General features: G+C 67.7%; 47 protein-coding genes. 32 read left to right on the top strand and 15 right to left on the bottom strand.

Going from position 1 to position 24,168, the window contains the following annotated elements; all coding sequences use genetic code 11:
* Window positions 1-673, bottom strand: a 673-nt coding sequence (locus E1298_RS01425; protein ID WP_243725334.1) for an o-succinylbenzoate synthase, incomplete at its 3' end; no start/stop codon positions are given.
* A gap of 503 nt (window positions 674-1,176) precedes the next feature.
* Here E1298_RS01425 and E1298_RS01420 point away from each other — a divergent pair.
* The 11 genes from E1298_RS01420 (at window position 1,177) to E1298_RS47650 (ending at window position 4,796) form a co-directional block, all read left to right on the top strand.
* Window positions 1,177-1,869, top strand: coding sequence for a hypothetical protein (locus E1298_RS01420; protein ID WP_131888886.1), 693 nt, complete (start codon window positions 1,177-1,179; stop codon window positions 1,867-1,869).
* Complete coding sequence (locus tag E1298_RS01415; protein WP_131888885.1) at window positions 1,866-2,111, top strand: hypothetical protein; 246 nt, start codon at window positions 1,866-1,868, stop codon at window positions 2,109-2,111. The genes E1298_RS01420 and E1298_RS01415 overlap by 4 nt, the downstream gene beginning before the upstream one ends.
* Window positions 2,111-2,386 (top strand): hypothetical protein, encoded by a 276-nt coding sequence (locus E1298_RS01410; protein ID WP_131888884.1) that lies wholly within the window; start codon window positions 2,111-2,113, stop codon window positions 2,384-2,386. The genes E1298_RS01415 and E1298_RS01410 overlap by 1 nt, the downstream gene beginning before the upstream one ends.
* A gap of 85 nt (window positions 2,387-2,471) precedes the next feature.
* A complete protein-coding gene (locus tag E1298_RS01405) occupies window positions 2,472-2,657 on the top strand; it encodes a hypothetical protein (RefSeq protein WP_131888883.1) in 186 nt (61 codons plus the stop codon).
* A 6-nt stretch (window positions 2,658-2,663) separates the two neighbouring features.
* On the top strand, window positions 2,664-2,915 hold the full coding sequence (locus E1298_RS01400) for a hypothetical protein (RefSeq protein WP_131888882.1): 252 nt from the start codon (window positions 2,664-2,666) through the stop codon (window positions 2,913-2,915).
* Window positions 2,912-3,205 carry a hypothetical protein gene (locus E1298_RS01395; RefSeq protein WP_131888881.1) on the top strand — a complete coding sequence of 98 codons (294 nt, stop codon included), beginning with the start codon at window positions 2,912-2,914 and terminating at the stop codon, window positions 3,203-3,205. Before E1298_RS01400 ends, E1298_RS01395 begins: the two co-directional genes overlap by 4 nt.
* Window positions 3,202-3,573, top strand: coding sequence for a hypothetical protein (locus tag E1298_RS01390; protein WP_131888880.1), 372 nt, complete (start codon window positions 3,202-3,204; stop codon window positions 3,571-3,573). The genes E1298_RS01395 and E1298_RS01390 overlap by 4 nt, the downstream gene beginning before the upstream one ends.
* Window positions 3,574-3,820: 247 nt before the next feature.
* The gene (locus E1298_RS01385) at window positions 3,821-4,126 is read left to right on the top strand and encodes a hypothetical protein (protein ID WP_131888879.1); all 306 of its coding nucleotides are present in this window, start codon (window positions 3,821-3,823) and stop codon (window positions 4,124-4,126) included.
* The gene (locus tag E1298_RS01380; protein WP_131888878.1) at window positions 4,113-4,382 is read left to right on the top strand and encodes a hypothetical protein; all 270 of its coding nucleotides are present in this window, start codon (window positions 4,113-4,115) and stop codon (window positions 4,380-4,382) included. The genes E1298_RS01385 and E1298_RS01380 overlap by 14 nt, the downstream gene beginning before the upstream one ends.
* Before the next feature lie 3 nt (window positions 4,383-4,385).
* A complete protein-coding gene (locus E1298_RS01375) occupies window positions 4,386-4,577 on the top strand; it encodes a hypothetical protein (RefSeq protein WP_131888877.1) in 192 nt (63 codons plus the stop codon).
* 33 nt (window positions 4,578-4,610) lie between these two features.
* Window positions 4,611-4,796 (top strand): hypothetical protein, encoded by a 186-nt coding sequence (locus E1298_RS47650; protein WP_165975238.1) that lies wholly within the window; start codon window positions 4,611-4,613, stop codon window positions 4,794-4,796.
* Here E1298_RS47650 and E1298_RS01370 read toward each other — a convergent pair.
* Complete coding sequence (locus E1298_RS01370; RefSeq protein ID WP_131888876.1) at window positions 4,751-4,993, bottom strand: hypothetical protein; 243 nt, start codon at window positions 4,991-4,993, stop codon at window positions 4,751-4,753. The genes E1298_RS47650 and E1298_RS01370 overlap by 46 nt on opposite strands.
* A 180-nt stretch (window positions 4,994-5,173) precedes the next feature.
* Here E1298_RS01370 and E1298_RS01365 point away from each other — a divergent pair, with 180 nt between their 5' ends.
* The 3 genes from E1298_RS01365 to E1298_RS01355 all read left to right on the top strand — a co-directional run bounded on the left by E1298_RS01365 (window position 5,174) and on the right by E1298_RS01355 (window position 6,782).
* Window positions 5,174-6,154, top strand: a complete 981-nt coding sequence (locus tag E1298_RS01365) for an ATP-dependent DNA ligase (RefSeq protein WP_131888875.1) — start codon at window positions 5,174-5,176, stop codon at window positions 6,152-6,154.
* Window positions 6,155-6,240: 86 nt separating this feature from the next.
* Entirely contained in the window at window positions 6,241-6,528 is a 288-nt protein-coding gene (locus E1298_RS01360; RefSeq protein WP_131888874.1) for a DUF6247 family protein, read from the top strand.
* Entirely contained in the window at window positions 6,525-6,782 is a 258-nt protein-coding gene (locus E1298_RS01355) for a hypothetical protein (protein WP_131888873.1), read from the top strand. Before E1298_RS01360 ends, E1298_RS01355 begins: the two co-directional genes overlap by 4 nt.
* A 279-nt stretch (window positions 6,783-7,061) precedes the next feature.
* On the opposite strand, the gene E1298_RS01350 is transcribed toward E1298_RS01355, so the two are convergent.
* From E1298_RS01350 to E1298_RS01310, 9 genes are all read right to left on the bottom strand, one after another.
* On the bottom strand, window positions 7,062-7,262 hold the full coding sequence (locus tag E1298_RS01350) for a hypothetical protein (protein WP_131888872.1): 201 nt from the start codon (window positions 7,260-7,262) through the stop codon (window positions 7,062-7,064).
* A gap of 299 nt (window positions 7,263-7,561) precedes the next feature.
* The gene (locus E1298_RS01345; RefSeq protein ID WP_131888871.1) at window positions 7,562-8,404 is read right to left on the bottom strand and encodes a serine/threonine protein kinase; all 843 of its coding nucleotides are present in this window, start codon (window positions 8,402-8,404) and stop codon (window positions 7,562-7,564) included.
* 992 nt (window positions 8,405-9,396) lie between these two features.
* Window positions 9,397-9,705 (bottom strand): type II toxin-antitoxin system PemK/MazF family toxin, encoded by a 309-nt coding sequence (locus tag E1298_RS01340; RefSeq protein ID WP_165975236.1) that lies wholly within the window; start codon window positions 9,703-9,705, stop codon window positions 9,397-9,399.
* On the bottom strand, window positions 9,702-9,914 hold the full coding sequence (locus tag E1298_RS01335; RefSeq protein WP_131888869.1) for a hypothetical protein: 213 nt from the start codon (window positions 9,912-9,914) through the stop codon (window positions 9,702-9,704). The genes E1298_RS01340 and E1298_RS01335 overlap by 4 nt, the downstream gene beginning before the upstream one ends.
* A 141-nt stretch (window positions 9,915-10,055) precedes the next feature.
* Complete coding sequence (locus E1298_RS01330; protein ID WP_131888868.1) at window positions 10,056-10,505, bottom strand: hypothetical protein; 450 nt, start codon at window positions 10,503-10,505, stop codon at window positions 10,056-10,058.
* Complete coding sequence (locus E1298_RS01325; RefSeq protein ID WP_131888867.1) at window positions 10,487-11,059, bottom strand: hypothetical protein; 573 nt, start codon at window positions 11,057-11,059, stop codon at window positions 10,487-10,489. Before E1298_RS01325 ends, E1298_RS01330 begins: the two co-directional genes overlap by 19 nt.
* Before the next feature lie 175 nt (window positions 11,060-11,234).
* The gene (locus E1298_RS01320; RefSeq protein ID WP_131888866.1) at window positions 11,235-11,528 is read right to left on the bottom strand and encodes a hypothetical protein; all 294 of its coding nucleotides are present in this window, start codon (window positions 11,526-11,528) and stop codon (window positions 11,235-11,237) included.
* A gap of 2 nt (window positions 11,529-11,530) precedes the next feature.
* Window positions 11,531-11,842, bottom strand: a complete 312-nt coding sequence (locus E1298_RS01315; RefSeq protein ID WP_131888865.1) for a hypothetical protein — start codon at window positions 11,840-11,842, stop codon at window positions 11,531-11,533.
* Window positions 11,843-12,075: 233 nt separating this feature from the next.
* Window positions 12,076-12,558 carry a hypothetical protein gene (locus E1298_RS01310; RefSeq protein WP_131888864.1) on the bottom strand — a complete coding sequence of 161 codons (483 nt, stop codon included), beginning with the start codon at window positions 12,556-12,558 and terminating at the stop codon, window positions 12,076-12,078.
* Window positions 12,559-12,672: 114 nt separating this feature from the next.
* Between E1298_RS01310 and E1298_RS01305 the strand changes: the two genes are divergently transcribed.
* Both E1298_RS01305 and E1298_RS01300 read left to right on the top strand, forming a co-directional pair.
* A complete protein-coding gene (locus E1298_RS01305) occupies window positions 12,673-13,359 on the top strand; it encodes a BRO-N domain-containing protein (RefSeq protein WP_131888863.1) in 687 nt (228 codons plus the stop codon).
* Window positions 13,360-13,587: 228 nt separating this feature from the next.
* Window positions 13,588-13,824, top strand: coding sequence for a hypothetical protein (locus E1298_RS01300; RefSeq protein ID WP_131888862.1), 237 nt, complete (start codon window positions 13,588-13,590; stop codon window positions 13,822-13,824).
* A gap of 1,062 nt (window positions 13,825-14,886) precedes the next feature.
* Here E1298_RS01300 and E1298_RS01295 read toward each other — a convergent pair.
* The 3 genes from E1298_RS01295 to E1298_RS01285 all read right to left on the bottom strand — a co-directional run bounded on the left by E1298_RS01295 (window position 14,887) and on the right by E1298_RS01285 (window position 16,961).
* Window positions 14,887-15,294: an NUDIX hydrolase gene (locus E1298_RS01295; RefSeq protein ID WP_131888861.1), complete on the bottom strand. Its 408-nt coding sequence runs from the start codon at window positions 15,292-15,294 to the stop codon at window positions 14,887-14,889.
* Window positions 15,284-15,868, bottom strand: coding sequence for an NUDIX hydrolase (locus E1298_RS01290; RefSeq protein ID WP_207944373.1), 585 nt, complete (start codon window positions 15,866-15,868; stop codon window positions 15,284-15,286). Before E1298_RS01290 ends, E1298_RS01295 begins: the two co-directional genes overlap by 11 nt.
* 313 nt (window positions 15,869-16,181) lie before the next feature.
* Window positions 16,182-16,961 (bottom strand): GntR family transcriptional regulator, encoded by a 780-nt coding sequence (locus tag E1298_RS01285; RefSeq protein ID WP_131888860.1) that lies wholly within the window; start codon window positions 16,959-16,961, stop codon window positions 16,182-16,184.
* Between the two features lie 136 nt (window positions 16,962-17,097).
* Here E1298_RS01285 and E1298_RS01280 point away from each other — a divergent pair, with 136 nt between their 5' ends.
* From E1298_RS01280 to E1298_RS01270, 4 genes are read left to right on the top strand one after another with little or no spacing between them, the layout of a single operon-like run.
* A complete protein-coding gene (locus tag E1298_RS01280) occupies window positions 17,098-17,406 on the top strand; it encodes an excisionase family DNA-binding protein (RefSeq protein WP_131888859.1) in 309 nt (102 codons plus the stop codon).
* A gap of 23 nt (window positions 17,407-17,429) precedes the next feature.
* Window positions 17,430-17,705, top strand: a complete 276-nt coding sequence (locus E1298_RS01275) for a helix-turn-helix domain-containing protein (RefSeq protein ID WP_165975235.1) — start codon at window positions 17,430-17,432, stop codon at window positions 17,703-17,705.
* Window positions 17,702-17,836, top strand: coding sequence for a hypothetical protein (locus tag E1298_RS51085; protein WP_279497490.1), 135 nt, complete (start codon window positions 17,702-17,704; stop codon window positions 17,834-17,836). The genes E1298_RS01275 and E1298_RS51085 overlap by 4 nt, the downstream gene beginning before the upstream one ends.
* A gap of 2 nt (window positions 17,837-17,838) precedes the next feature.
* Entirely contained in the window at window positions 17,839-18,282 is a 444-nt protein-coding gene (locus E1298_RS01270; RefSeq protein ID WP_131888857.1) for a hypothetical protein, read from the top strand.
* Here the strand turns inward: E1298_RS01270 and E1298_RS01265 are convergent.
* Complete coding sequence (locus E1298_RS01265; protein WP_131888856.1) at window positions 18,258-18,674, bottom strand: hypothetical protein; 417 nt, start codon at window positions 18,672-18,674, stop codon at window positions 18,258-18,260. The two genes, E1298_RS01270 and E1298_RS01265, sit on opposite strands and share 25 nt — an antisense overlap.
* Window positions 18,675-19,097: 423 nt before the next feature.
* On the opposite strand from E1298_RS01265, the gene E1298_RS01260 reads away from it, so the two are divergent.
* The 12 genes from E1298_RS01260 to E1298_RS01205 all read left to right on the top strand — a co-directional run bounded on the left by E1298_RS01260 (window position 19,098) and on the right by E1298_RS01205 (window position 24,065).
* A complete protein-coding gene (locus E1298_RS01260) occupies window positions 19,098-19,337 on the top strand; it encodes a hypothetical protein (RefSeq protein WP_131888855.1) in 240 nt (79 codons plus the stop codon).
* Window positions 19,334-19,624, top strand: a complete 291-nt coding sequence (locus tag E1298_RS01255) for a hypothetical protein (RefSeq protein WP_131888854.1) — start codon at window positions 19,334-19,336, stop codon at window positions 19,622-19,624. The genes E1298_RS01260 and E1298_RS01255 overlap by 4 nt, the downstream gene beginning before the upstream one ends.
* A gap of 102 nt (window positions 19,625-19,726) precedes the next feature.
* Complete coding sequence (locus E1298_RS01250) at window positions 19,727-19,954, top strand: hypothetical protein (protein WP_131888853.1); 228 nt, start codon at window positions 19,727-19,729, stop codon at window positions 19,952-19,954.
* 248 nt (window positions 19,955-20,202) lie between these two features.
* Window positions 20,203-20,487, top strand: a complete 285-nt coding sequence (locus E1298_RS01245) for a hypothetical protein (RefSeq protein ID WP_131888852.1) — start codon at window positions 20,203-20,205, stop codon at window positions 20,485-20,487.
* Window positions 20,484-20,678, top strand: coding sequence for a hypothetical protein (locus tag E1298_RS01240; RefSeq protein WP_131888851.1), 195 nt, complete (start codon window positions 20,484-20,486; stop codon window positions 20,676-20,678). The genes E1298_RS01245 and E1298_RS01240 overlap by 4 nt, the downstream gene beginning before the upstream one ends.
* Complete coding sequence (locus E1298_RS01235; RefSeq protein WP_131888850.1) at window positions 20,675-21,115, top strand: hypothetical protein; 441 nt, start codon at window positions 20,675-20,677, stop codon at window positions 21,113-21,115. Before E1298_RS01240 ends, E1298_RS01235 begins: the two co-directional genes overlap by 4 nt.
* Window positions 21,112-21,420: a hypothetical protein gene (locus E1298_RS01230; RefSeq protein WP_131888849.1), complete on the top strand. Its 309-nt coding sequence runs from the start codon at window positions 21,112-21,114 to the stop codon at window positions 21,418-21,420. The genes E1298_RS01235 and E1298_RS01230 overlap by 4 nt, the downstream gene beginning before the upstream one ends.
* On the top strand, window positions 21,417-21,794 hold the full coding sequence (locus E1298_RS47645) for a hypothetical protein (RefSeq protein ID WP_165975234.1): 378 nt from the start codon (window positions 21,417-21,419) through the stop codon (window positions 21,792-21,794). The genes E1298_RS01230 and E1298_RS47645 overlap by 4 nt, the downstream gene beginning before the upstream one ends.
* A 103-nt stretch (window positions 21,795-21,897) precedes the next feature.
* A complete protein-coding gene (locus E1298_RS01220; protein WP_131888847.1) occupies window positions 21,898-22,221 on the top strand; it encodes a WhiB family transcriptional regulator in 324 nt (107 codons plus the stop codon).
* The gene (locus tag E1298_RS01215) at window positions 22,218-23,600 is read left to right on the top strand and encodes a hypothetical protein (protein ID WP_131888846.1); all 1,383 of its coding nucleotides are present in this window, start codon (window positions 22,218-22,220) and stop codon (window positions 23,598-23,600) included. The genes E1298_RS01220 and E1298_RS01215 overlap by 4 nt, the downstream gene beginning before the upstream one ends.
* The gene (locus E1298_RS01210) at window positions 23,597-23,812 is read left to right on the top strand and encodes a hypothetical protein (protein WP_131888845.1); all 216 of its coding nucleotides are present in this window, start codon (window positions 23,597-23,599) and stop codon (window positions 23,810-23,812) included. The genes E1298_RS01215 and E1298_RS01210 overlap by 4 nt, the downstream gene beginning before the upstream one ends.
* Window positions 23,802-24,065, top strand: a complete 264-nt coding sequence (locus E1298_RS01205) for a hypothetical protein (protein WP_165975233.1) — start codon at window positions 23,802-23,804, stop codon at window positions 24,063-24,065. Before E1298_RS01210 ends, E1298_RS01205 begins: the two co-directional genes overlap by 11 nt.
* Window positions 24,066-24,168: the final 103 nt, after the last annotated feature.

Raw genomic sequence — 24,168 nt, 5'->3', positions numbered from 1 at the left:
GCCCCACCGACGTCTCCACCGCGCTCGACACCACCACCGGCAGCCCGCACGCCTCGGCGACCCGCAGCGCCTCCCGGACCCCGCCCAGCGGCTGCGCCTTCAGCACCGCCACGTCCGCGGCGCCGGCGGCGCGGACCTTCAGCGGGTCCTCCGCCCGGCGGATCGACTCGTCCGCCGCGATCGGCACGTCCACGCGCCGCCGCACCCGCCCCAGCTCCTCCAGCGTCGCGCACGGCTGCTCGGCGTACTCCAGCTCCCACCGGTCCAGCGCCCGGATCATCCGCGCGGCGTGCTCGACGTCCCAGCCGCCGTTGGCGTCCACCCGGATCCGGCCGTCCGGGCCGATGGCGTCGCGGACGGCCTCCACCCGCGCCAGGTCGTCGGCGTCGGACTGCCCGCGCTCGGCCACCTTCACCTTCGCGGTGCGGCAGCCCGACACCTTCGTCATCTCGAACGCCCGCTCCGGGCCGACCGCGGGGATCGTCACGTTCACCGGGACCCGGTCACGCACCGGCGCGGGCCAGCCCTCCCGGGCCGCCTCACGCGCGGCCGCCAGCCACCGGGCGCACTCGGCCGGGCCGTACTCGGCGAACGGCGAGAACTCCCCCCAGCCGGCGGGGCCCTGGATCAGGACGCCCTCCCGCCGCGTGACACCGCGGAACCGCGTCCGCATCGGGATGGAGTAGACCCGCACCCGCTGACCCCCTGACCTGCTGTCGCAACCACGGCGCCGCACCGACCACGGCATTCCGGACGGGCGCCGAGCGTCCGGCCATTCGGTCAATTAGTAGTACCACCGAGAACGTACCGGATGGGGATACTCGATGACCCGCCGGGCTGTTTCGGCCGCTCACGGGGTGGCCACGTGCCAGTTCATGCCAGGCAAACCACCTCCGGACGGGTGGGTCCTGTCCTCCCGGGCTCCCCTCGGGCCCCCTTCAAACTTCATTGGCCAGGGTCCCCGCTCGGTGACCCGAACCGGCTTAACGCCACCTACTGGACCATGCGGTGGTGGCTGGTGAAGGACTACCCGCTCAGAGCCACCTGCAGCACTCCTCCGCCAGACCGTGATCGCGTTGCACGGCCGCAAACTGGCACCAACACATCATCACTGACCTGGGCCGCGTGGCCCTGGCTACAGGACGAATCCCCGAAGATCGCCGAGGAGGCAACTGCATGACCACCGACACCACCTTCAAACCCGGCCAAGCACTCACCTCCTACGGACCGATCCAGTTAGCGAATCGGCTCGGCCTGACCCAATGGCAGGTCGCCCGCGCCCGGACTGACGGACTCATCCCAGCACCGAGCGGAGCAGGGCGGTGGCCCGCCGCGGCAGTCGACGAGGTCGCCGAGCGCGCCGACGCGATCAGGACGGCGGTCGGGTCGGTGCCCAATGTGGGAGCGAACCGCGCCGAGGACTACCTCGCTGAGCGGTTCTGCATGCCGGTCCCAGGCGGTACTGCTGCCGAGCTCGCGACGATGGGGCTGCTGCCGGTCGTCGGCGACTACAAGGGCCACACCCTGTACTGCGGGCGCACCCTCGAAGCCTTCGCCGACCGTGCCGCGCTCGAGGATGCCGCGGTGCGGGGCCGGCTGCTGACCCGCGTCGAGGCGGCTCGGCACCTCACGATCCGCGACTGCGACTTCGCGCACCTCGTCCGCGCGGGCCTAGTGACGCCGCGGGAACGCCGCCTCGGGCCGTTCCAGTCGCGCCGGGCCCGGCCTACCGTGCCGCTGTACCGGGCCGGTGACCTTGACGCCTTGTCCGCCCTCGACGACATCGACTGGGCTGCGGTGCGCGCCACCCCGGCCGGGTCCCACTCCCCGCTCGCCAAGCTACCGACCGCCAAGGAGGCGACCCTATGACCCCGTACGACGCTTTGCAGGCCGAGCAGGACGCCATCGAGGACGCTCTCGACGCCGACCGTAACCCGCATGCCGACGCCCCGGACCCGACCGACTGGCTGGAGGAGCAGGCGGAGGAACGGCACCGCGGGGCTGAGCACGACGGCGGGCCGTGCACGTGCGCGCCGTTCGGGGTCGGGTCGGGGTTCTGCGCGGACGTCCGCCGGACCGATGACCCACTCAGCGAAGAGGGTCCGTTCTAGTGGCCGCCGACTCCACCGTCAAGCCGGGCCAGACCTGGGCGGACAACGACAAGCGCGCGGAGGGCCGAACCTTTCGAGTCGAAAGCATCGACGGCGACAAGGCCATCTGCACGGTCCTGACCAACACCGACGTGGCTCAGCAGCAGATCGACGAGTACCGCGGGCGCTCATGTCCATGGGCGCGGGACATGCGCGGGAAGGCCACAAGGATCTCCTTGTCGAGGTTCAAACCGACGAACAGCGGCTACCGGCTCGTCCAGGACGCCGCGTCGTGACCGCCCGGGCCCGTCTCCAAGCCGTCGCGATGGCCGCCGGCGCCTGGTCGCTGCTGCTCCCCCTCGCCGCCTACAGGGGGACGCTGTGAGCCTCGTGACGGAGATGAGTGTCCTGATGGCGGAGCGCGCGGCTGGCCGCGCCGCCGACGCTGCGCAGGACGTGGTCGCGCTCCTCGCCCAAGGACGATCCGGTGAAGCGCTCGACGCCATTGAGGAGGTCCGCCGGCACCTTAACGCCACGCAGACACAGCTTGAGCGCAGCCTGGACTGACTGACTATGGCGTCGCTGCTGATCATCCGTCGCGGAGCCGACATCGTCGGCCAGTGCGACGCGGTCTGCTACGACGCCACCCAACCCGAATGCGTTTGCAAAGCCTGCATGGGGCGTAACCACGGGGTCGGCCTCGAGCAGGCCATCGTCAACACCCGCGCCCTCGTCGCCGAATGGGACCAACGCGGCGACGTGTACGAGCTCGACGACGCCGTACAGCACACCCCTCTCTTCCCCCTCCCCCAGGAGCACGCATGACCGTAGAGATCACCAACGAAGACTACCGGCCCGAGGATTGGGACACCCTCGTCGAGGCGGGCGCCGAGTTCATGCGTGTGCTGTCCGACATCGCGTTCCACAACATCGCGGAAGGTGACAGGTGGAGCCCATGGGCGCAGACCGATCATGTTGTCGGGCTTGTGGAAGAGGTTCGGAACCACGTCGACCGGATGGACGAGGCGGTCAAGACGGCGCGGGCCGGACTCGCCAGGGCTGAGCGCACGGCGCGGCTGCGTGCCGCACAGCGGAAGAAGGTGGCACAGCCGTGACGTCCTCGAACATCCACGGCCCGGTGACTAATGCTGATCGCCGCCGGTGGCAGCGCCGCAATCAACGCCTCCTCGCCGAGCTGCTCGAGTTCGGCGAAGACAAGGAACTGCCGGAAGACGCGGAACTGCCGGTGGTCTGGTGGCAGGTCACCGAGCACGGCCTGGTCGGCGACTGCATGCAGGCCGAGTACGCGGACCGGCGGGTCGCGTTCGACGCGTGGACGGATCTGCTCGGACTGCGCCGCTGGCCGGAGCGGACCAGCCCGGGCTGCACGCATCTGCATGCTGCGTCCCCCGACTGGCGGGGGCGCGGGGTCAGCGTGATCGTGAGAGCGGACGTGCTCGCCGACGACCCCGACGATGGATGAACTTGCCGTCGGGCCGGTACGTCACCGCCTGGACCTGCGGGCGTCCGCCCGTGCCTTCGGCCAGCTGGAGCGAAGGGCGCGGGGCCGGGGTTGTCCTCCTGCTACCGCACGACCCTGCGGCCTGGCGGCACCTACTCCCCCCGCCTCGCCTTGCGGGGACGACCAGGGTGCATGCGCGCACGTCGCTCGGCGAGTTCCTTCTCGCCTTGATCGAGCGCGGCCAGGTCTTCCTCGTCGCCGTGACGGCATGAGCGGCCCGCGGCACGCTGGGCCCGACCGCGCCCAGGCCGTCGACCGGCTCGTCGCCCTGATCGCACAGGGCCGAGAGGTCCTGCCGGGCGAGCGGGTCCGGCCCCGCCCCACCGACGCCTACGTCACGGCCTCTTGCGTGGACAGGATCGGCAACCACCCGCTGCTCGGCCCGCCCAAGCTGGACGAGGCGGAAGTGCTGCTCGTCGAAGCCCGCGTACTCCTGGAAGCGAGCGCCCAGGTCCAGACGCGTCCCGACCACGTGAACCACCTCGAAGGAGTGAGTAGTCATGGCTCAGCCTGACCCGGTCGCAGCCCGTGTCTTCGAGGGCCAGGTCAGCCGTCACCAGGCTGGCGCCCGCGGCGAGTTCGCCAACGTGAAGCGCAATGTCGAGTCTCTGACGCGCGACTTGGAGATCTTGGACAAGAGCAGCACCAGCATCGCGCTCGGCTCGGCGAAGAACCTCGCCCGTGACGTCGCGGACCTGATCGCGCACCTGTCCGCCTTGGCGACCCTCCACGACATGAAGTTCCTCGCCAAGCCGGACACCGAGGAGTGAGCGGTGGCTGACCTTTCACCGGCAGCAGCGCGCAAGCTCGCCAACCTGATCGGCCTGTTCGAGCTCGCTGCGGCCACGGGCGGTGTCCTGTCCGAAGACGAAGCCCGAGTGATTCTGAACGCTCAGCAGGCCGCCCACGACACCGACCGCCCAGAGAACCCCGGCACCGACGAGGAGAGTGGCGACCATGGCTGAAACCGTCATCCGTCCCGACGCCACACTCGCAACGTGCTGATCGCGGTTCTCATCGCGCAGGGCGGCTCGGTCGAGTTGTCCCACGAGGACCTCGGTAAGGCGTCGCTGGACGACGCGACCGGCAAGGCGGAGCTCGTGGTCGAGGTTCGGCTCAACGGTCCCGGTCGAATGAGCTACCCGGCGTCTTCAGCGGCACTGTCCGGTCCTCGCAGGCTCTGAAGGTCAACCAGTTCGGCGACCTCTTCAATGTCGCGGCAGTAGCCGACCAGGCGCCCGCGGCGGGTCACGACGAAGAACGCCTCCCCGGCCTGGGCGTCCCGGTGCCGGCGGCGGGCGTAAGCGACGTCCTCGTCGGCGAGCTCGACGGCTTCGACCCGGACACCGTCCGGGCCCACCAGGTACCTGTCCCCCGCCATCTGGCCAGTGTGCATCGGCGCAGCTCTGTTGATCCAGAGGTCACGAATCGCCCATCGCGCCGTCAAGCATCTCCCGGCCCGTAGGCTCCGCGCCGCGTGGCGGGTAGCCGTACACCACGCGGCAGAACCACGGGGTGTTGGGGGCGACCGGGGGTGCACATCAACAGGCCACCAGTCCCCATGGGCACTACAGCGATCGACCACATCCCCGAGGAGTGGGAGTGTTCCGGCGGGTGCCGTTACGAACCCAAGTTCGATGGGTTCCGGGCTACCGCGATCGTCAACGAGCACGGCGGCGTTAGCTTGTCATCGCGCCGGCTGACCCGGTTCAACGAGACCTTCCCCGAGATCGCCCTCGCGGTGTTCGACGTCCTTCCACCGGCGACGGTCGTCGATGGGGAGATCGTCCGCTGGTCCCGGGATGGGCGCCTGGACTTCGGCGCGCTGCAGCGCCGTCAGGTCGCCGGCGGGCAGCGCGCTGTACTGGCGCTACGGGAGCCCTGCCACTACGTCGTGTTCGACGTCTTGGAGGCCGGTGGGGAGGACCTCCGGTCGCTGCCGCTCTCGGATCGGCGGCGGGTACTGGAGCAGCTCCTCGCCGCTGTCCCCGGCACGTCCCTCGTGGTGCCCTGCCCGCAACTGACCGACCGCGGGGAAGCCACCCTCTGGTTCGAGCTCCTCACCGTCCAAGGCATCGAAGGGCTCGTCGTCAAAGCCGCTGACGACCCGTACCGGGAGGGGAAGAGGGGCTGGTGGAAGGTTCGTCACCGGTGGACCACCGAGGCGATCATCGGCGGTGTCACCGACGGCATCGACGCGCCGCGGACGCTGCTGCTCGGCCGGTACTCCTCCAGCGGTCGGTTGCGTCTCGTCGCCCGCTCTGTCGCCCTCCGCCGTCAGATCCGCGCTGGCTTCGCTGGGGTTCTGTCCCCCGCTGGCGGCGGTCATCCGTGGCCTGAAATGCTACCCGCAGGGTGGGCTGGTGGGCTTTCAGGCGCCGAAGAACCCATCCAATACACCCGTGTGGAGCCGACCGTCGTCGTGGAGATCGCGGTGGACGCCGCCGCGGAACACGGCCGCTGGAGACACGCCGCCCGCTACGTCCGCCTCAGAACCGATCTAGCACCTGAGGACGTACCGACTGGCCTCGACATCGAGTGACCTGACCGGCCTAGAACATTCGTCGAGGTGCGCAAGCGGCTTGCGAACATCGCCCATAACCTTACTGTGCCACTACACTCGGACCCATGAGCGCCCAGCCCGTGCACGCGGAGCCGGACCCGCGGGACCCGCAGGTCATCTACGACCGGCTCCCCGAGCAGGCGCGGCCCAAGTTCCTCACCGAGTACCACGCCGCCGTCGACGCCTCCCACGACCTCGCCGGCTATCGGGGCCTTCGGCAGCTGCTGAAGACGTGGAGCGCCCTCGCCTTCGCCTACGCCAAGCCGGACTTTCATCAGCGTTACGAAGACGTACGCGACGGTGTCGGAGAGTATGTCTCCATGGATGAGGTCTTCTCCCGCCACGACGCGTGAACCCCTACCGGACGGTCTTCACCGACGAGGCTGACCTGGAGGTGCGGGGCCTGCCGAAACGGCCGTCCGTCGCGCTGTACGACACCCTCGTGGAGGTCAGCCGCGACCCGTGGCAGCGCACCCACCGCGACGCGGTGATGGGCGATGAGGCGTTCCGGTTCGCTACCTTCGACCACGGCGACGGCGTCGTTCACGTCTGGATCAACGAGCAGGACCGCATCGTCATCGTGCAGAGCATCACCTGGATCGGCTGACCGCAATCCGCCTCTCGCTGTGGCCTTCTCAGGCAGCATGGTGGCATGAGCGCATGGACGATCGACAGCGACTTCCAGTTCGATGAGGGCGAGCGGGACGGCGTTCACGGAGCGAGCGGCTACACCTGGGGAGAGTTCACGACTAAGAACAGTCCACCGTGTCCTGGATGCGGGGACCCTGTCGACGTGGAACCGGTGACCATGGTGGATCTCGATGGGCCGGACCTTTTCATCCCCGGATCAGTATCCTGTGCGAATGGCTGCCAGCCGCCGCGCTGATCACCCGTAGACCTTGTTGTACTTCTTGCGGTTACGCCAGTTCCTCCACACCTGGAGGGACCGGACCGTCGCCCACCAGAACCCGTACACCACCAGCCACAACCCGCACGTGAAAAACGTCAGCGTCCAGTTGAAGCCGTGGCCGACAAGGCTCATGCCGCGGCGGCCCGGGACGGGCGGCGGAGGCGCCTGCACGTACACGACTTGAGGCTGCGTTGGCGGCGGTGGCATCGGCCCCGTGTATGGCTGCTGGTACGGCGGCTGGTTCGGATCACGAGGAAGCGGCGGTTGGGCCATGAGGCGCCTTCCGTTTGAGGGGGCACCAGTCTGTAGCGCAGCGTGCTCGAACGGGTTCCTCAGCGGAAGTACGGCCATACCCGGACAGCCCGCCAACCACCTGAGCATCAACGCGTCAGCGCACCGGCCCATCACGGTCCCACCAAGGGTGGTCATCGGCGTCCCGTCACCAATGACCACCCCGACCCCCACAGAGCTAGTCTTCAGCCGACCCCCGACGCTCGAAGGACATGACCGATCGCGCTGGCATCCACGACACAGACCAGGACCGTGAAGATCCCAGACCCGAACCGCCACCGGCCCCGCCGCCCATGCACCAGAACGCGGTGCACCCGCCTGGCCGACGGACGCCGACGCCCACGGCCCGGCTTGCGCAACAGCTCCGCCGCGACCGTCCGCGCCCGCGACGACAGCGCCCCCAGGTCCGGGCGTCCCTCGTTGTACCGCTCGATCGCCAGCGAGCTGTCCTTCCCGAACGCCGACCGCCCGTTCCGCGCGAACACGATCAGCTCTCCGAACTGCCGCAGATCACTGTCGCGGCGCTGCCTGAACCGCTGCCGAGAGTCGCACCGCAACGTGGCACGCCCGAAGTCCACGACGTAGATCCCGCCGTCCTTGCTGATGATGAGGTTCTGACCACGGAAGTCCCCGTGCGCGACCCCGGCCGTGTGCAGCGCGGCGAGGATCGCCGCGAGCCGCACAGCGAGACGCTGGGCCTCCACGTCTCCCAGCCCCCCGGTGAGCGCGATCGCATCATCGACGGTGATGCCCTCGATGTACTCCATCGCGTAGTAGGGCCGGTCGGCCTTCGGGTGGTACCCGATGAACTTCGGGGCGTAAGCCCAGTTGATCGACCGCAGCGCGACCACCTCACGGTCCAGAGCACGCCCGGCCTTACGGCTGCTCACCTCCTCCAGGTGGATGGTCTTGATCGCGACCTCGCGGCCGGACGGATCCACCGCGAGAAAGGTCTCCCCTTCCATTCCCCTCCCGAGAAGCTTGGTGACTCGGTAGTCACCAAACGCGTCAGGAGGCTGGGCGGTCATGCCAGGCTCCTGACGTCCGCCGCAGCGGTGACGCAATCGGTGAGACGATCAACCGCGCCTGGGATGTCCACCACATCCTGGGCGCATCTCGCGTAGTCTTCCATGCACATCAGGCCCCTCCCGGGGTCGTGTTTGGGAGGGTCGCCCCCAGCCGGTGGCTGGCAGCTTCGCAGCGGGGGGCGACCCTCGTTCCATGAGAGCACTAGGGGGGTGCTCGAGCAGTTCCCCTAAGATCCTTCGCCTTCCAGCCGGCCCGAGCCGGGCCGCAAGGTCACCGACAGCCGGGGGGCGTCAGGTGGCACGTCGGATCTAGGTGTGGCCGATCCTTTCCGATCAAGACCGTGGGCCGCTCAGGTAATGAACTGGCCAACAGTAACGCTGAAGTTCCCATGGCAATCTTGACGCCAACGGCCCGTGTGCGCCCCGTGAACGACAGATTAGCCCCTCAAGTCATCGGAGTTGAATCCGAAAGTACTTTCGGGTATCGCGACATATGCCCGCAAGATACGGCAATTTGCCAGCCGTTTGCCCACCACACTGGGAGATGAATACCCGTAAGAATCTTTCCACGGAGACGTATGGGCCGTAGCTGCCGGGCGCCGGTAGGCGAGCAGCCACCCCAGAGCACACAGACAGTTACACAACTAACGCCATCAGCCGGGCAATCCCCCTGCGGCCCGCTATGCCGCGCGCCGGCACCGGCCTCGACAGCGCCCCGCCGCAGTCCCGTCCCGGCACTGTCCGACCCGTACGGCAGACTACGATCACCGGAATCGCCGCCTGACCTGCGGAAAGGACCCACTATGGCCGCCAAGCACCCCAGCGACGCCCCTCGCCGTGGACCCGACCCTGCCTACCACGCCCGCATCCGCGCCTGGTGGGTCGAGCAAGGCAACCGGGCGTTCTCCGGGCAAGCCACACCCGCCATCGAAGCCGCCTACCTCGAAGCCCACCCGGACGGCCCAGGCCCCAACTGCAGATGAATCAGGCGCTTACAGATCCAGCGCGGCCCTCAACGCCGCGTCCACCACGTCCATGGTGTGCCGATCGACCATCCCCACCATCCGCTCGAACCGGTCCTTGCGGACAGTCGTGACCCAGTGGGCCCGCACCGTACCCTCGAACGGCTGCGTCAGCTGAACAGTCACCATGCTTGCACCGGCGAACGCCTCCCCGGCTTCCACACCGACCGTGATCACCGAGCCGAGAGACTCGACCAGGAGGTCATTGCCGACAATCAGGACATACTGATCACGGCCCGACACCCGGCTGCCGACGATCCAGACTTCTCCGCGCCTCACCGGCGCAAGTCTTCCTCGGCCTCCTCGGCGAAATCCAGCCATTCATCATCTTCGGCAAGAGGATCAGCGGCCAACTGCCGACGGAGGACCTCGTTGCGGAGCCCACGCGCCGCGAGCTCACCCACAGACGTGCCGACGGCCTCGGCGATGGCCCTGGCAGCCTCAACGGTCGCTGCGGGCAGCGCGACCTGGATCTCGTCTCCTGCCATATAGCAAGAGTACGCAAGTCTCCGCGAGACGCTAAGTAGACCCGCAATGTCCGCTGACCCGGGCCGCCCGCAGCCGCGCGGCAGGCCGTGGTCAACTCTCCCTGAAGACAGCAGCACCTGGCTTGCCGCAACCGGCCGAGGCTAGATCCGAACCAGCCCGATCGTCCGACCCGTGACAACCCTCGCGGCCTTGCACAACGGCGGCATGTGCGAGGCATCCGAACTCGCCACTCGCGCACCGACCTCAGCGAACGACCCTGTAGCGACCACAAAGGCGTCGATCAGGTTCTCGTGCCCGTCCAACGCCGCCTCCGCCAGCAGCCGCGCGGCCCGTTCTGCGATCGCACGGTTCGCATCAACCACCGTCACCGACGACAGGGCATGATCAAACGCCGGGCCGTTCATCGAGTACCGCTGCTCCGCCAACGTCAACACGCTGATCACCGGAACGAACCCGTCTTCCAGCGCCGCTGCAATGATCGCGCGCATCCTCCGGTCACGCGCCACGTACAGGCCGAGTCCTTGCGCGTCCAGAACGAACGAACGGGACGGCAGCAGCGGCGGCCGGTCGTCTACTCCTCGCCGCGCCACGCCCGCCTTCCCTCCTCAACCTCATCCTCAGTCAAGGGGGCGTCTTCTTCATCGGAGGCATGAAGGTAGTCCTCGAGTCGCCGCTGGGCCAGCCAGTCACGCAGCAGCCGCTCCACGAGTCCGCCCAAGGGCTCGCCGCCGGCCTTCTCCTCAACTTCAGCCGCTAGACCGTCAGCCACGGGGACATTCCGCATGCGGGCAGGATGCCCGCCCCGGCCGTGTTTACGTGATGCCCGCTCCCTTGTTTCCAGAAGGAAGAGCAGCTCGTGAAGCGAATCCGAACTCGGCTTTGAAGAGCGCTCGGCCCAGTGCACCAGCCCGAGCCGTAGCGCCGTCGGCGAGAGCTGGCCAGCCCGCTGCGAGTAATAGACCACGTCCGGAGCGCGACCGCTAGTTGGCACCTTCGGCGGATCGCGAGGCACATTTGAGTCCGTGGCTTCAAGATCCAGAAGTAGCTGATAGAGCTCTGCCCGCAGGCGCTGACGGTCGTCTACGCTCAGCGAGGATTCCCCAGCGGTCAACGCGGACTGCTGTGATCCGGACGCCTCAGTCACCACGTCTCCTCATAACCTGACCCTGGCCATCCAAGAGTAGCCAGCAACCCGCCGACCCGGTCCGGTCGACGAGACTCAACCGACGAAGCCAGCGCTGACCTGCTGCCCGCGGGCGCCGGTCAATCCTCCGCGGACGTACAACCTCCTAGCCTGCCGCAACTGGCCGATCGGCTAGTCACCGCTCCCGAGTAGATGCGCCACTGTGCTCGATCGAGATGAAGTCCGCGTACTCCACCCCATCAACCTCATCAACGAAGATCCGCATGAACACGTGAGCTGCCGTGTCGAACCTCAACTCGTATACCTCGGGCTCACTGCTGCACTGCTCGTTCCACCACCGCGTCTCCCAGCACCCGTCATCCAACGTCCTCAACAGCTCCGCAAGGCGCTGCCGGTGGTCCGGTGACGCGGAGGCCGACCACTCGGCCACGACCCGCTGAGTCTCGGTGGTGGGCCGCAGCCGCCGCATGGCTACTCCTCGAGTTGCCTGGCCATGTCCGCGAAGCTCACCTCCGCCGGCTTACCCGGCGCCCCGCGGGTCTCCCGTATAGCTCGCCGTAGGTCAGTGGTTGACTCCAGACGAACCATCCCGTCAACACTCTCCGCAAACCGCGTCAGAGCGTCAACATCCTTCGTCCGCCCATATCGGGTCACCACCTGCGCCAACGACCGGAACACCTCCCGCTGCTCACCCGGCGTCAACGCGTCCCACACCGCCATGGCCTGCGCAATCACTTGCTCATCCTCGGCTGGCACCACCGGACGCGTGTACTCGACAGCCACTGGCGTCTCCCTTCACGGTCACCCTCTTCGCCGCCCCAACCTAGAGCCAGCGTCCTGATCCATTCCCGAGGTCCAGCAACGTGGCGCGCGATGACCAGAGTGGGCCGAGGCGACCAGTGGGTGAACCATCCACCGCCTGGACGCGTCAGCGCAGTCACCCTCTACGGGGGACAGCAGCACCTGGCTTGACCGCCACCAGCAGATCGCTCAGCAAGCGAGCGCTCTCGGGACCGTCACCCGCTGCCAGTCGGCGGATCATCTTGCTCAGCACTGAGACGCTCGGCTCTGATCAAATTGATCAAGAGTCGGCGCTCCTTCCGCGAGAGGTCAGGAGCAAGCCAGAGGTGGCGTTCCCACCGCGGGATGGCAAAAAGGTCAACTTCTGCGGGAATCTCTACGGGGCTGACGGGGTCGTCGTCGATGGCCCGGACGGGACCAAGGATGACAGTGTTCTCAACTGGGTCCCCGCCCTCGAGGATCCGCGCGATCGAACCTGGCTTCCAGGAGCACGCGTGTTCAATGGCCGTCAGGGTGTTGGGGCTGAAGTTTCGGCGTCGGGCACTCTCGATGTCGTACAAGACCCGGTGGTTGATCCCCGCAAACTCCGCGAAGAGACGCCTGGAGCGAAACTTCGGGGAGAGTTCGGCGCGCCGGGCAGCAAGCAATCGCCCTAGTCGTGTCCATGCCGCCTCGTCAGCGTCCTCCAGAAACGTCAACTCCCCACCCTTCCGCGCGGCGTTTGCTCAGATCGCTCAAGTTGACTCAACATGACTGGAATCATACTGTGTCATCATGCACAGCACCTCAGCAACCCCACCGCTGGAGGCGGCATGAACGGCTTGCGGCTGTTCCACAACGAAGAGTTCCACCTGCGCATCACACCGATCGGTGACTCCTTCAAGGTAGAAGCGCCCGGACTCGCGCGGGCCCTGGCCTTCCGTGACGCTCACCGGCTCGTAGAGTCCATCCCAGACGAAGAGAAGGGGTACACGACAGCGTGTACCCCTGGTGGTGACCAGCGGATATGGCACGTCACCGAGCCTGGCTTCTACCGCGTGCTCGGACAACGGCAAGTGTCGCGGATCAAAGACTCAACGGTCCGCGACCAAGTCACTCGGTTCCAGGACTGGGTGTACCGCGACGTTCTCCCGACCATCCGCCGTGCCGGCACCTACGCCCTCAAGCCGGTCATGGCGTTCGAACCCGTCACCTACACCTGGGAAGAAGTCGCCGCCGAGCTCAGGCAGCGGTACGGGATGAACTATGCCGTCCCCGAACTCACGCGCCGACTACGGGCGGCCGGTGTCCTCAAAGTGTCCGGCGCCCCCCGGCGGACGTACGAGCCCATGTTCTGGTGGACAGGCACCCACTGGGAACTCCATCGCAGCGCCGCCGGCGTCCTCGCATACCAGCTCACCCACAGCGCCCGCGGACTCGCCGCCCGAGGCTTCACTCAGATTGGGCTTGATCTCGCCGACGACGACCCGCCGCCGCAGATCGACGGAGACGCCGCGTAGAAACGGTCCGGCTTGGACCACTGCCTTTCCTGCTAAAATCACTAGCAGTGAGCAACCGGAGTCCTCCTAAACGGGAGGCGGTCTCCTACGGGAGGCGACAGCGGTTATCCAGTGCCACCCGCGGCACGGCCCTCTTGGGGAAGGGAAGCCGACCGCGGGCAGGATTCCCTCCACCGCTGTGGTGTCGACCTGCGGGATCAGCAGGGCGAAAGCTCGAAGGGCTACCCGGTGCCCGAACCCGACTGGCGCAGCACCCGCGCCCGACTCGCCGCACTGAAGCGGCATCACCCTGACCGTCCCGATCTCGTGGCGGACCTCCGCTACGAACTGAAGGTCAAACACGCCCGCGACTTCATCGCCAAGCTGCGCGCCGACGCCCCCGCTCTCGCGCAGGACGACCTCGAGCGGCTGGCCTCCCTCCTGCTCTCTCCGCAGGAGGGAGGTGAACATGCCACCGCCAGGTAGAAGAAGCGGCCCCCAGGCAAAGCCTGAGAGCCGCAAACGCTTCGGTCGCCTCCACAGCAACCAGCACAGCCAGAATAGCCCACGATGCATCTCGGCCCCATCAGCGACGCTCGACTCCGGCGGTGGTCGTGCACCGCTGTGAACTCGACGCCGAAGACTGTTTGACAGACCACGTCTGCGCCAACTTGGACGGCGCGCGTAGGACCGCTGAAGGCAAACGACAGTGGTCCGCACGCTGCCCGGTGTGCGCTCGCCCAGAGGAGAGCAAGCGGACGCTGAGCCTCACGGCTGGCGGCTCGCAGCGCATCGTCTGGATGTGCCATCGAGGCTGCGCTCCCGCTGACGTGAAGCGCGCGATGACCGCTCGCGGTATCTCGCTGCGCTGTGTCTCCTGGAGCCCAGGCGCGCGAGCGGCTGAGAGCCCAGCGGAGCGGTCAGCCCGTGAGGAACTCGAAGAACTCAAGGGATGGCTTGAAGGGTTGATCGACGGGACCACGGCAGGCGGCGAGCTTCGGCTGGCGATCGGGATGCGCATCTGGGAGTCCGACGCGAAGACCGCGGCGACCAAACTCGGGATCTCTCGCCGGACCTACTACCGCAGGAGGCCGCAATGATCTTGTGCCAAAAATGGCACAGCTCGATGCGGGCAGCTGGGCCAAAAGTGGCACCGAATCGCGATCTTGTGCCAGAAGTGGCACATCAGAACGCCGGACTGACCTGCGATGCTTGACAACCGACCGAGTAGGGGGATACACGACATGTCGTCAGACCACCCCATAAGGCTGGCCCAGGGTGCGCGACCTAGCCGCAGGCCCCTCGTTCGAGGCGACCGCAGACGTATTCAGCCTCGCGGCGGGCTCCAAGAGAGTCACTCCAGCCGAGTTCCCTGATCCGTTGCCGCTCGAGCTGGTGATGCCAGTCATCGCGGTACGACGCGTTCACGTCGATGACGCTGATGGACGCCTTCCAATGGCTGGAGGCCAAGAGGTACCTCACGCACCGCGGGAACGGCGACAGCTACGACGACTGGCTAGCCTGCCCCGTCTCCCGATAGCGCCTGCATCAGGCGAGCTGCGCTTCGAGGTGCAACTGCACCGGCTCGTAGAACCCGTACGGGACGAAGTCGCCGATCTCGTCGAGGTGGCACCAGTGGACAGCCGCGATCTCGTCGACGTCGGCCGCATGCGCTTCACCCTCAACGATCTCGCAGGCGACATAGATCATCGTGCGGCCTGTCGCCGGGTGGATCCGCTCCCCCAGCCGCGACTTCGCGACCACTGTGACGCCGGCCTCTTCGGCGGTCTCCCGCACCGCGGCGTCTTCCGGCGTCTCGCCGATCTCGACCTCGCCAGCCGGGAACTGCCACGACAGCGACCCCTCGGACACAGCCCGCTGCACCAGGAGGAATCGGCCACCTTGCACGATGACGGCCGCCGCGATCGTCGGGCGAGTGTCGATCTCAGGCTGCATGGGTGTCCTCCAGCATCCGCAGTACCGGCGGGTAGACGGTCTCTCTCGAAAGGAACTTGGTCAACTGTGTTTGTGGCGCCCACGTCACGCCAGTGTTCTCAACAGAGTCGCGGTTGTAGGCGTCCCCTGCCAGGTAATCGCACCGGTAGTAGTCGCATTGGACGCCGGTCACCGGGTGGCAGCGGCTACCAAGGTGTTCCTTCACCGAGCAGTGCACGCCGGTCTCCGCGAGCGTCTCACGGACGGCGACGTCCTCGCCACGCTCACCAGGCTTGATAATCCCCGCAGGGAACTGCCACGAGATCCCGGCGCCGTCGTCACGCCGACGGACCAGGAGCACCTGGCCGTCGTGCGCAAGGACCGCGATCGCTACGCGCAACACCTGGGCCGCCTCAACTCCGGTCGAAGCACTGGCATCGTCGAGGTGCGCCTGGACCTCAGCGGGCGCAGCGGCAAGCAGACGGTCGAGCTCGTCCTGCGCTCCGAGCCGCGGCACCATCTCCGGGTGAGCGGCCCAGTTCGCGACGGTCCGCGGCGCGACCTGCAGCCGTGCAGCGAAGCCGTCGGTGGTCATGCGCAGCGCCTTCCGCAGGGTGGTCGCGTCTCGTCCCGTCCACGATCGCGTCGGGCCCATCATCACCCCTCCTGCGTTAGCTAATGGCTCTACTTGCCGATGATGCACTGGAGTTGCAGGGTTCGTACATGGCGTGACGCAGCCTGTACGGGCGATCGTTGGGGCATGGATCGCCGGGATCTCGCTTCAGACACCTCGAGCACCACATTTGCGGGACCTCTGCGTTGGGGTCGGCGAGGAAGCGGCTCGTCGGTGGCCGACGTCCTCGCGCTCTACGGGCCGGTGGGGCTAGTGGACGGACCATCGGGACAGATCACTCCGAGTCCCGCTGCTCACCTGGCGGAGGTAGAGGCACCCGATACTTGAGCTTGTAGCGGTCCGCGGACACGACGATGTCCGCAGTCTCTACGGCCTGGTTGCCGGCGAAGTACGTCCGGGTGATGGCGAACACCGGGGTCCCCTCGGCGACGTCGAGGGCTTCCCTCTCTATGTTCCTGGCCGCCCGAGCCACAGTCTCTTCGGTGACGTGCGTTATGACCTTCCCGATGCTGTCCATGCGCGCGACAACTCCGGTGATCGGCCCGGCCTCAGGATGTTCGACGGGCGTCCCGCGCGTGATCGCCAGCGGCTCATACGACGTCGACAGCATGACGGGCTGGTTATCGCTGAAAAACGTGTACGTCGTGCGCATGACGGGGTCGCCGCCCTCGATGCCGAGCCGCTCAGCAACCGCGGGCGACGCGGTCGTCTCTCTGGTCTGGTAGTCCCACTCAGGTCGATGCCCAGCCGCCTTCACGGCTGCCGCGAACGGTGAACCCGTGTGGCGCTTGCCGTAGAAGTCACCGACGATGCGTGTCTCTTTCGGGCCCCGGTGCCGAACGAATGATCCACGGCCACGTTCCTTGCTGATCAGGCCCTGGCTCGCCAAGAGTCCCATCGCGTTTCGGACGACGATCCTTGAGACCCCGTAGTCCGCACCGAGCTCGGATTCGGACGGGATGCGGGCGCCTTCCGGCAGGGAACCATCCTCGATCTGCGCACGGAGATCCTCCGCGATCTGCCTGTACGCAGGACGCCCCTGCTTTCCCTGCATCCGACCTCCACCTCCTCGCTTGTCCGAAACCTTATAGCAACGCCTACAAGCAGCTTCCCAGGTAGGGCAGCACCTCGAAAGAGGAACAGCACGGAGCCCCTTGCAATCATTGGCTAAACGTCATAACGTTTAGTCCATGCAGAGCACCGAGCGTCTCCAGGGCGCGAAGGACATCGAGCGCACGCCGTGCGCGTGCAGCACGGGACCCTTCCTGCTCGTCTCGGAGGCAGCGACGGTCCTCAAGGTCAGCAAGTCCTACCTCTACGGCGGGCTCCGTGAAGGACGCTTCCCCGGCGTCCAGTTCGGCGACAGCTACCGGATGCGAAGCGACTTCGTCTTCGGATTCATCAGCGCGCCGTCCGGCGCCCGCTTCGAGGACTACGCCGCCAACTGGATCGCCCAGGCCCAAGAGGGAGTGGCCCAGCCGGTCGAGGCCGCGGCATGACGCCCCCCGGGAAGGACGCGCTTGTGAGCGTCGACGCCGTTGAGCCGGACTCGCCATCCGACGAGTCGCCCCTCTTCCTTACGATCTCCGAAGTCGCTCAGATCCTCGGCATCTCCACCATGACGGTACGCCGTCGCGTTCAGGCAGGCGCATGGCCGAGTGGCCGGTGCGGCGGCCAACACCTAATCCTCCGCGAGTTCGTCGACGACGTCATCGCGGAGGTACGAGCAGGCCGGCACCCGGACTTCGACGTGTTCGCCGCCCAGTGGCTCGCCAAGGCGAACAAGGGAGCGGCATGAACTCCACCGACATGACGTCCACGGACCCCGTGCACCCGGGCCCAGAACAGGACGAGGCGCCCCTCGCGATGGCCGTGTTCGACACGGACCGGCCGGGATGCCTCTACACCCCCGGCAGCGGCGAGGAGTAGGCGTGCTGAATGTTCTGAGTCGCAAGACCAAGCCGATCGGGCTCGCAGACCTGTGCGACGGGCTCACGACGTACGCGAAGCACTGCCCCCATGCCGTCGCCGACAGCGAACACATCGCTATTCAGGCACTGATCGAAACGACCGTGGAGGGGCTCGTTCCGTACTGGCTCGCCCGGCCCGACTTCGTCGCCCGGTTCGTGCGCGTGGCGAAGAAGCGGGACCGGGCGAGCGGTGTCCGGCACGCCCACGTGCTCTGGGAGGACGCAGTCACCGCCCTAGACGCCGGCGAGATTGAAGGACCTGTTCGTGCCACGCGAGCGCTGCGGCTCGCAGCGTCGATGGCGGCGGGCATCCCCGTCAGCCTCCGTGGCTGTCTCGCGTCCGGCCGCGTAACCGGACTCGACCTCGCGGAGGCCGCGAACTACGCCGCGGAGGACCAGCTATGAGGGTCCTCAAGGTCAGGCCGGTGGTCGATGTCGTCGTAGCCGCGGGCGTCCATGGCACTCCGGACGCGGTGCGGGGCGATCAGCACCGTGTCCGCCAGGGGCCGGTGTTCGGCGTCAAGCATGGCGAGCGCGTCAACGTCTCCTCGCTTGGAAGCCTGCGCGTAGGAGCGTTTGGCGATCCTTCCGAGGTAGTTGACGGTTGCGGTCAGATGGAGCCTCAGTTCGGGCGCGTCCCAGGTGTCACTGCGGTAGTACGTGCGGCTGACCGGGATGGTTGCGGCTTCTCCGGTGAAGCCGTGGACGTGTCCGGGCTGATAGCCGGACGGGATGCGGGTGGCGGCACGGCGCTGTCGGAAGCGCCGAGCCCATCGAGGGGTACGGGTTCTGCCCATACCTCAAGTCTCTGCCGCCGCCCATCCCGTTTCCGGGATGGCGGCGCGGCGTGTCGCTCGGAGGTCTCCAGTGACACGTGAAGACACCGCGGCTCAGGTCGAGCCAGCCACCAAGACGCAGGTCAACGCCGACACTCCGCGCTCAGCTGCCGAGGAGTACCTCGAGCGGCTCGGCTCGTACAGGGGCCGTGCCCTGGTCGACGCCTGGCGCACCGTCTTCCCACCGAGAGAGGACCACTCATGATCACGTCTGGCAGAGGCGAGCCGACGCCCGAGGAAACTCCGCGCACGCTGCGTGGAATCTCGCGGGGCCCCCATCCGCTGTCCATCCACCACACAGTCGCGCACGCTGAGCCCGAGCGAACGACGCCGCACGGCACTGCTAAGGCACGCCGGGTCGTCCGGGCGCTCCCCTCCCCGGCCATGATCTCGATGATCCTGCTCGGGGCCACTGGCTTCATCCAGGACTCGAAGCTGCTGCTCGGGACCGGGTTCGTCCTCGCGGTGTACGTCCTGGTCGTCGGTCAGGTCACCGAGGTGTTCGACCCCGAGTGCAGCGACGTCTCGCACCAGCATGACGACTGCCCAGCGTGCGGCGACCTACCGCCGCTGGTGCCGGTCCAGGTGTTCCTCCAGCGGCTGCGCCGGAGGACGCCCCGATGAGCGGCAAGCAGCAGACACAAACGATCCAGGCCCGCGAGGTCCGCGAAGACCAGAGCGTGACCAAGGTTGTGTGCCGCTACAAGTCCCGCTGGCGGCGGCGCCCTGTCCGCGACAACCAGCAGATCACGAAGGCCGGCGGACGGTGGCCGACGGTCGTGAAGGCCACCTACCGGGAGCACGGCGAGGGTGGTGCGCCCACCGTGTACCTGACGCTCTCCGACGACCCAAGCATGTCGTTCTGCCTGGCCCCCGATGACGAAGTCACTGTGCTGAAGGCGTCGTCATGATCTCCTCCGCCGTCTCGTCTGCTGACGCCCTCGTGTCAGGTCCCCTGATGGGCGGGGCGGCGGAGGGCTCCACCCCACATCCACCAGTAGGAAGAACGACCGATGACCTATTCCGACAAGCGAGAGCGGTCCGTCCGTCGCCCCCTCCAGCGCAGTACCTCGCCAGCGCCTGCCGACCTCGACGACGCCAAAACCCGATTCATCCTCGAAGTCGCCGCGAAGCATCCGAGGTTCACGCCCGAGGAGGTGTACGCCGAGATCCGCTACGGCCAGCGCCGGAGCGACATCACCACAGACATGGCGCGCCACGTCCTCGCGGACAAGAACTGAGGCCCGTCCAGGCTCTTGGCACTTCTGTGGCAGAGACCCCGCGCGGGGCGGCGGAGAGCTCCCCGTACAGCACGAAGCCCCGCCCGGTGCTGGAACACCAGGGCGGGGCCAGTAGGACGCTCACCCACTGCGAAGAAGGCAGGTCCGATGCTCACCAGCGTAACCGACGAGCAGACCATCACCTACCCGGGCGGCGAGCCGAAGAAGGTCCGGGACGCCTACGACCGGCAGCAGCATGGAAGGCAGAAGTGACCGCCCCCGCTATCGAGCGGCCGGCTCTCACGGTCGTCCCCGCCCCCGCATCTCCCGTCGATGCGCTGCCATTGGCCGCAGCGAGGGTCGCGTTCAGCGAGATGCTCGACGCCCTCGGCATCGACACCCGTCCAGCGCCCGGCGTGTCCGCCGACGCGCTCCTCGCCCTGCTGCTCCAGGCATCCGGTGCTCACGTCGCCACCACCCCCGCCGTCGCCGACCACGCCACATGGCTCGGAGCCGTCGCCGGCTACCACCCACCGCAGGAGGCCGCGTCATGATCCGCACCGCCTCTGACCTGGTCGAGCGAAACATGACCGCTGCCCGGGTCCTGACCGCCCCGTCGACCCGTCCGCCAGCGCACTGCCCCGCCCATGAGGGCGTCGCGCTGGACGAGGGTCCGATCCATTACCGCTGCCCCCACGGGCATGCCGTGCACGCCGCGGACCTCAACCGCGAGGTGACCCTGTGAGCAACGGCACCATCACCTTCGGGCGCCGCACCTACGAAGCCGGCGAGGCCGCGGTCTTCATGGGCCTGCGCCGCTACGGGCTGGAAGGCACCCACGAACTGCGCGGCGACACGGGCGCACCCAAGCTGGTCTGCGAGTGCACCACCAGCAAGCCCGGGCACCGGTTCAAGCTGACGGCACTGTTCCAGTACACGGTCGAGGACACGGCTGGGGACGGCACCCCGTACGGGTTCCACTTCGCCGGCGGGATCGTGAAGCTCGCGGACCCGCCGCCCGGGATGAACGCTGAACGCCGCGTCTCCTACATCCGCGAGCTGACCAACGCGGTGGACAGCGGCGAGGCCGAGTTCATCCAGGGTGAGCTGTTCGCGATCCGGGCCCTCGCCGCCGTGGACCAGGCCGCCGCGAACCTGCGGGACCGGGGTGAGCCGCGGTGAACGCTCTGCGACGCCTGTGGCACCGCCTCTCCGGCGAACACATCTGGCAGTTCCAGCCCGCCGAGACCTCCGGTAGCGGCCGCAGGTACGGCCCCTGGTTCTTCTGTTCTGCGTGTGGGTCCACCGTGAAGGCGATCAACGAGCCCCCGTCCTCTCACCCGGAGTCGATGACTGTCGAACTGCCCGACGAGGACGAGGAGCTGCTCGCCGAACTCGAGGACGCGACGTGGCCTCCGCGCCGCGGGCAGGACGCAGTCGACACCGCCGAGGCATGCGCGCAGTACTACCCCAAGGAGGCGGAATGACCACCTCCAGCATCCAGGCTGTGGTCTCCGGCGCCCACTGCGTCGGTGCCGAGATCACGGTCACCGGGATCTTCAACGGCCCGCAGAAGCACACCGGCCCCGACTGGGTCTGGCACAGCGGCTACCTCATGGACCGCGGTGACGCCGTACGCGTCGCTATCTACCCCCGCGACCATCCCGACCTCGCCGTGCTCCTGGCCCCGTACACCGACAACGGCGCCGACCGGCAGCCGACCCTGTCGATCTGCGGTCGCGTCGACTACCTCGGCGGCACCGTCCCCGGCCTCGTCGCCGACCGGATCCTGCGCCGCAGCCCGAACACGATCCGCGGCTGGCGCCTCGACACCTCACCCGCTGTGGGCGGTGCGCCGTGACACGCCAGACCCAGCAGAAGCCGCGGCCGCCGCGGCGACCCACCTCGCAGCCCGACACCCGGACCCCGTCCGGCCAGCCTCTTCCCTACTGAGGAGCACTACGATGCCTGCGCCTCGACCCCGCAACGTCCGTGTCCAACTGCCGTGGGAGTCGCCCGCACCGCCCGCCCTGCCGGTCGTTGACGTGCCCGCTTGGACCGAGCGCGCCCTGTGCGCCGAGACCGACCCGGACGCGTTCTTCCCGGAGAAGGGCGAATCCACCCGGGCCGCGAAGCGAACCTGTTTCGTCTGCGAGGTGCGGACCGAGTGCCTGGAGTACGCCCTCGCCCACGACGAACGGTTCGGTGTGTGGGGCGGGCTGTCGGAGCGGGAGCGCCGGAAGATGAAGCGTAGCCGCCTCACCGTGTCTGTGCGGGAGGCGGCATGAACGCCCCGTCCCTCACCGAACTTGAGGCGGTCGCCGCCGACGCGTGGCCGTACCTGGTGTCCGGTGGGGCTGTCCTCGTCGGCGTCCTCACCTGGAAAGCGTTCCTGGCTTGGCGGCCCGCCAAGCGCAAGACCGATGGGGCGCCTGAGGCGAAGGCGAGTCTGGAGAACCGGCTCACGTTCGTCGTCGCCGTGATCGCCGCCGGTATTGCCGCGCAGGGCATGTGGCGGTTCTTCCGCGACATCCTCGACTTCCCTGTCGAGCTCCGCATCGTCGCGTTCGCTGTCCTCGAGTTGGTGACGTTCACGTGCGCGATGCGGGCCCGCCGCAACATCCGCGAGGCCGAGATCCCCGAGGACGCCAAGGCCGGCATCGACGGGATAGCCGTGTGGGTCGTCACCGCCCTGTCCGGCGCGTTCTCCGCAACCGACGCCGACGAGTGGCCCGAGGCGGCGTTCCGGCTCGCGATGCCTCTGCTGGCAGCGTGGCTGTGGGAACGGGGCATGTCGATCGAACGTCGCCGGGCCCGCGGCGGCTCCACGATCCACCTGCGGCTCACCCCGGAGCGGGTCCTAGTGTGGCTTCGCATCGCGGAGCCGTCTGGCCGGACCGCCTCCGAGGTCGACGCGCACCGGCGCCTCACCCGCGTCGCCAAGGCCGCCGCTAAGGTCCGTGGACTCCGCCGGGATGACGCACGGGACTGGCGGATCGACCTCGCCAAGCACCGCCTCGACCGGGCGATGCTGTCTGCGGTCGCGCACGCTGGCCTCGCCGCAGACCCGGCCCGGCAGCAAGCGCTCATCGCCCAACTCGGGTCGATGTACAACGCGGACGCGCTCGCGAACCTGACCCCGGAGGCGCCATGGGCGGGGTTTACGTCACTGGTTCAGCGAACCGGGTTCATGGTTCAGGGACGGCAGTTCACGCCCGTGGAGTTCACGCCGACGCGGGTCGAGGTTCGCGCCGAGGTACAAAGGCCGGTTCAGGTGGAGGTTCACGAACCAGTCGCGGAGCAGGTTCACGAACCTCGCCCAGCGAAGGTTCAGGTTCACCAGCCTCGCGAACTTGAACCGCCCACGGCGAAGCAGGGAACGCGAACCGAGGTTCTTGAACCACAGGTTCAAGAACCCCCTGCCGAACCGCGAACCAAGCAGGCCCACCAGGTTCATAGCACCGCGAACCTCCCTGACCGTGCGGCGAAGAAGACCGCCGAGGTTCAACTAGTCGTGAACCTCATCCGTGAATTCGGCAGGGATGCGGTGACCCTCGGGGTGGTTCGCGAACGCCTCGGGTTCACCAAAACCACCGCCTACAACCGGCTCACCGAGGCACGCGAACTCGTGAACCAGGACGCGAACCAGGAGGCGGTGAACCAGTGATCGTCCAGCGATTCCCTTCGAAGGCGGGGTTCAAGATCGCCGCGGTGTGGTCCGCGGCTGGTGCGACGTTCACCTGGTTCTTGATCGTCGCCCTAGCGGTGCCGAGCGCCGCTCTGGTCCGTCCGCTGCTCATGGCCGGAGCCGTGCTGCTGGTCCTGGTCGCGGTCATCGCCGTGTTGCAGTTGGCGGGCGGTGGCACCGGTGGCCGGTAGCCGCCGCGCGAAGGGCAAGCCGATGCGCCGAACGGCCCGGTTCCCCCGCCGCCTGCAACGCCTGAACGAGGCGCTCGCCGCGACCACAGATCCGCGGGCGAGGGTCATGATCGCAGCCGATCACTACCGGGCCGGGCTCGCGGCCCACCCGGACCCGCAAGGCGCTGAACGGCTCGTGCAAATGCTCGTGGACGCCGGGAACCGGCTGTACCGCAAGACGGAAGGAGGAGCCGGTGACGGCGACACACAGTGAGCCTGAGCGGGGGACCGCACAGTCCGCACAGTGCGGTCCGCACAGTGACTTTCTGCCCGAGGGAGAAACCCAACGCGCAACGCGCGCAGGTGCGCGCGAGAGT

The organism is Actinomadura rubrisoli, assembly GCF_004349215.1.
Taxonomy (GTDB): domain Bacteria; phylum Actinomycetota; class Actinomycetes; order Streptosporangiales; family Streptosporangiaceae; genus Spirillospora; species Spirillospora rubrisoli.
The sequence above is the reverse complement of the archived record's forward strand: the minus strand, read 5'-3'. Positions and strand labels throughout refer to the sequence as shown.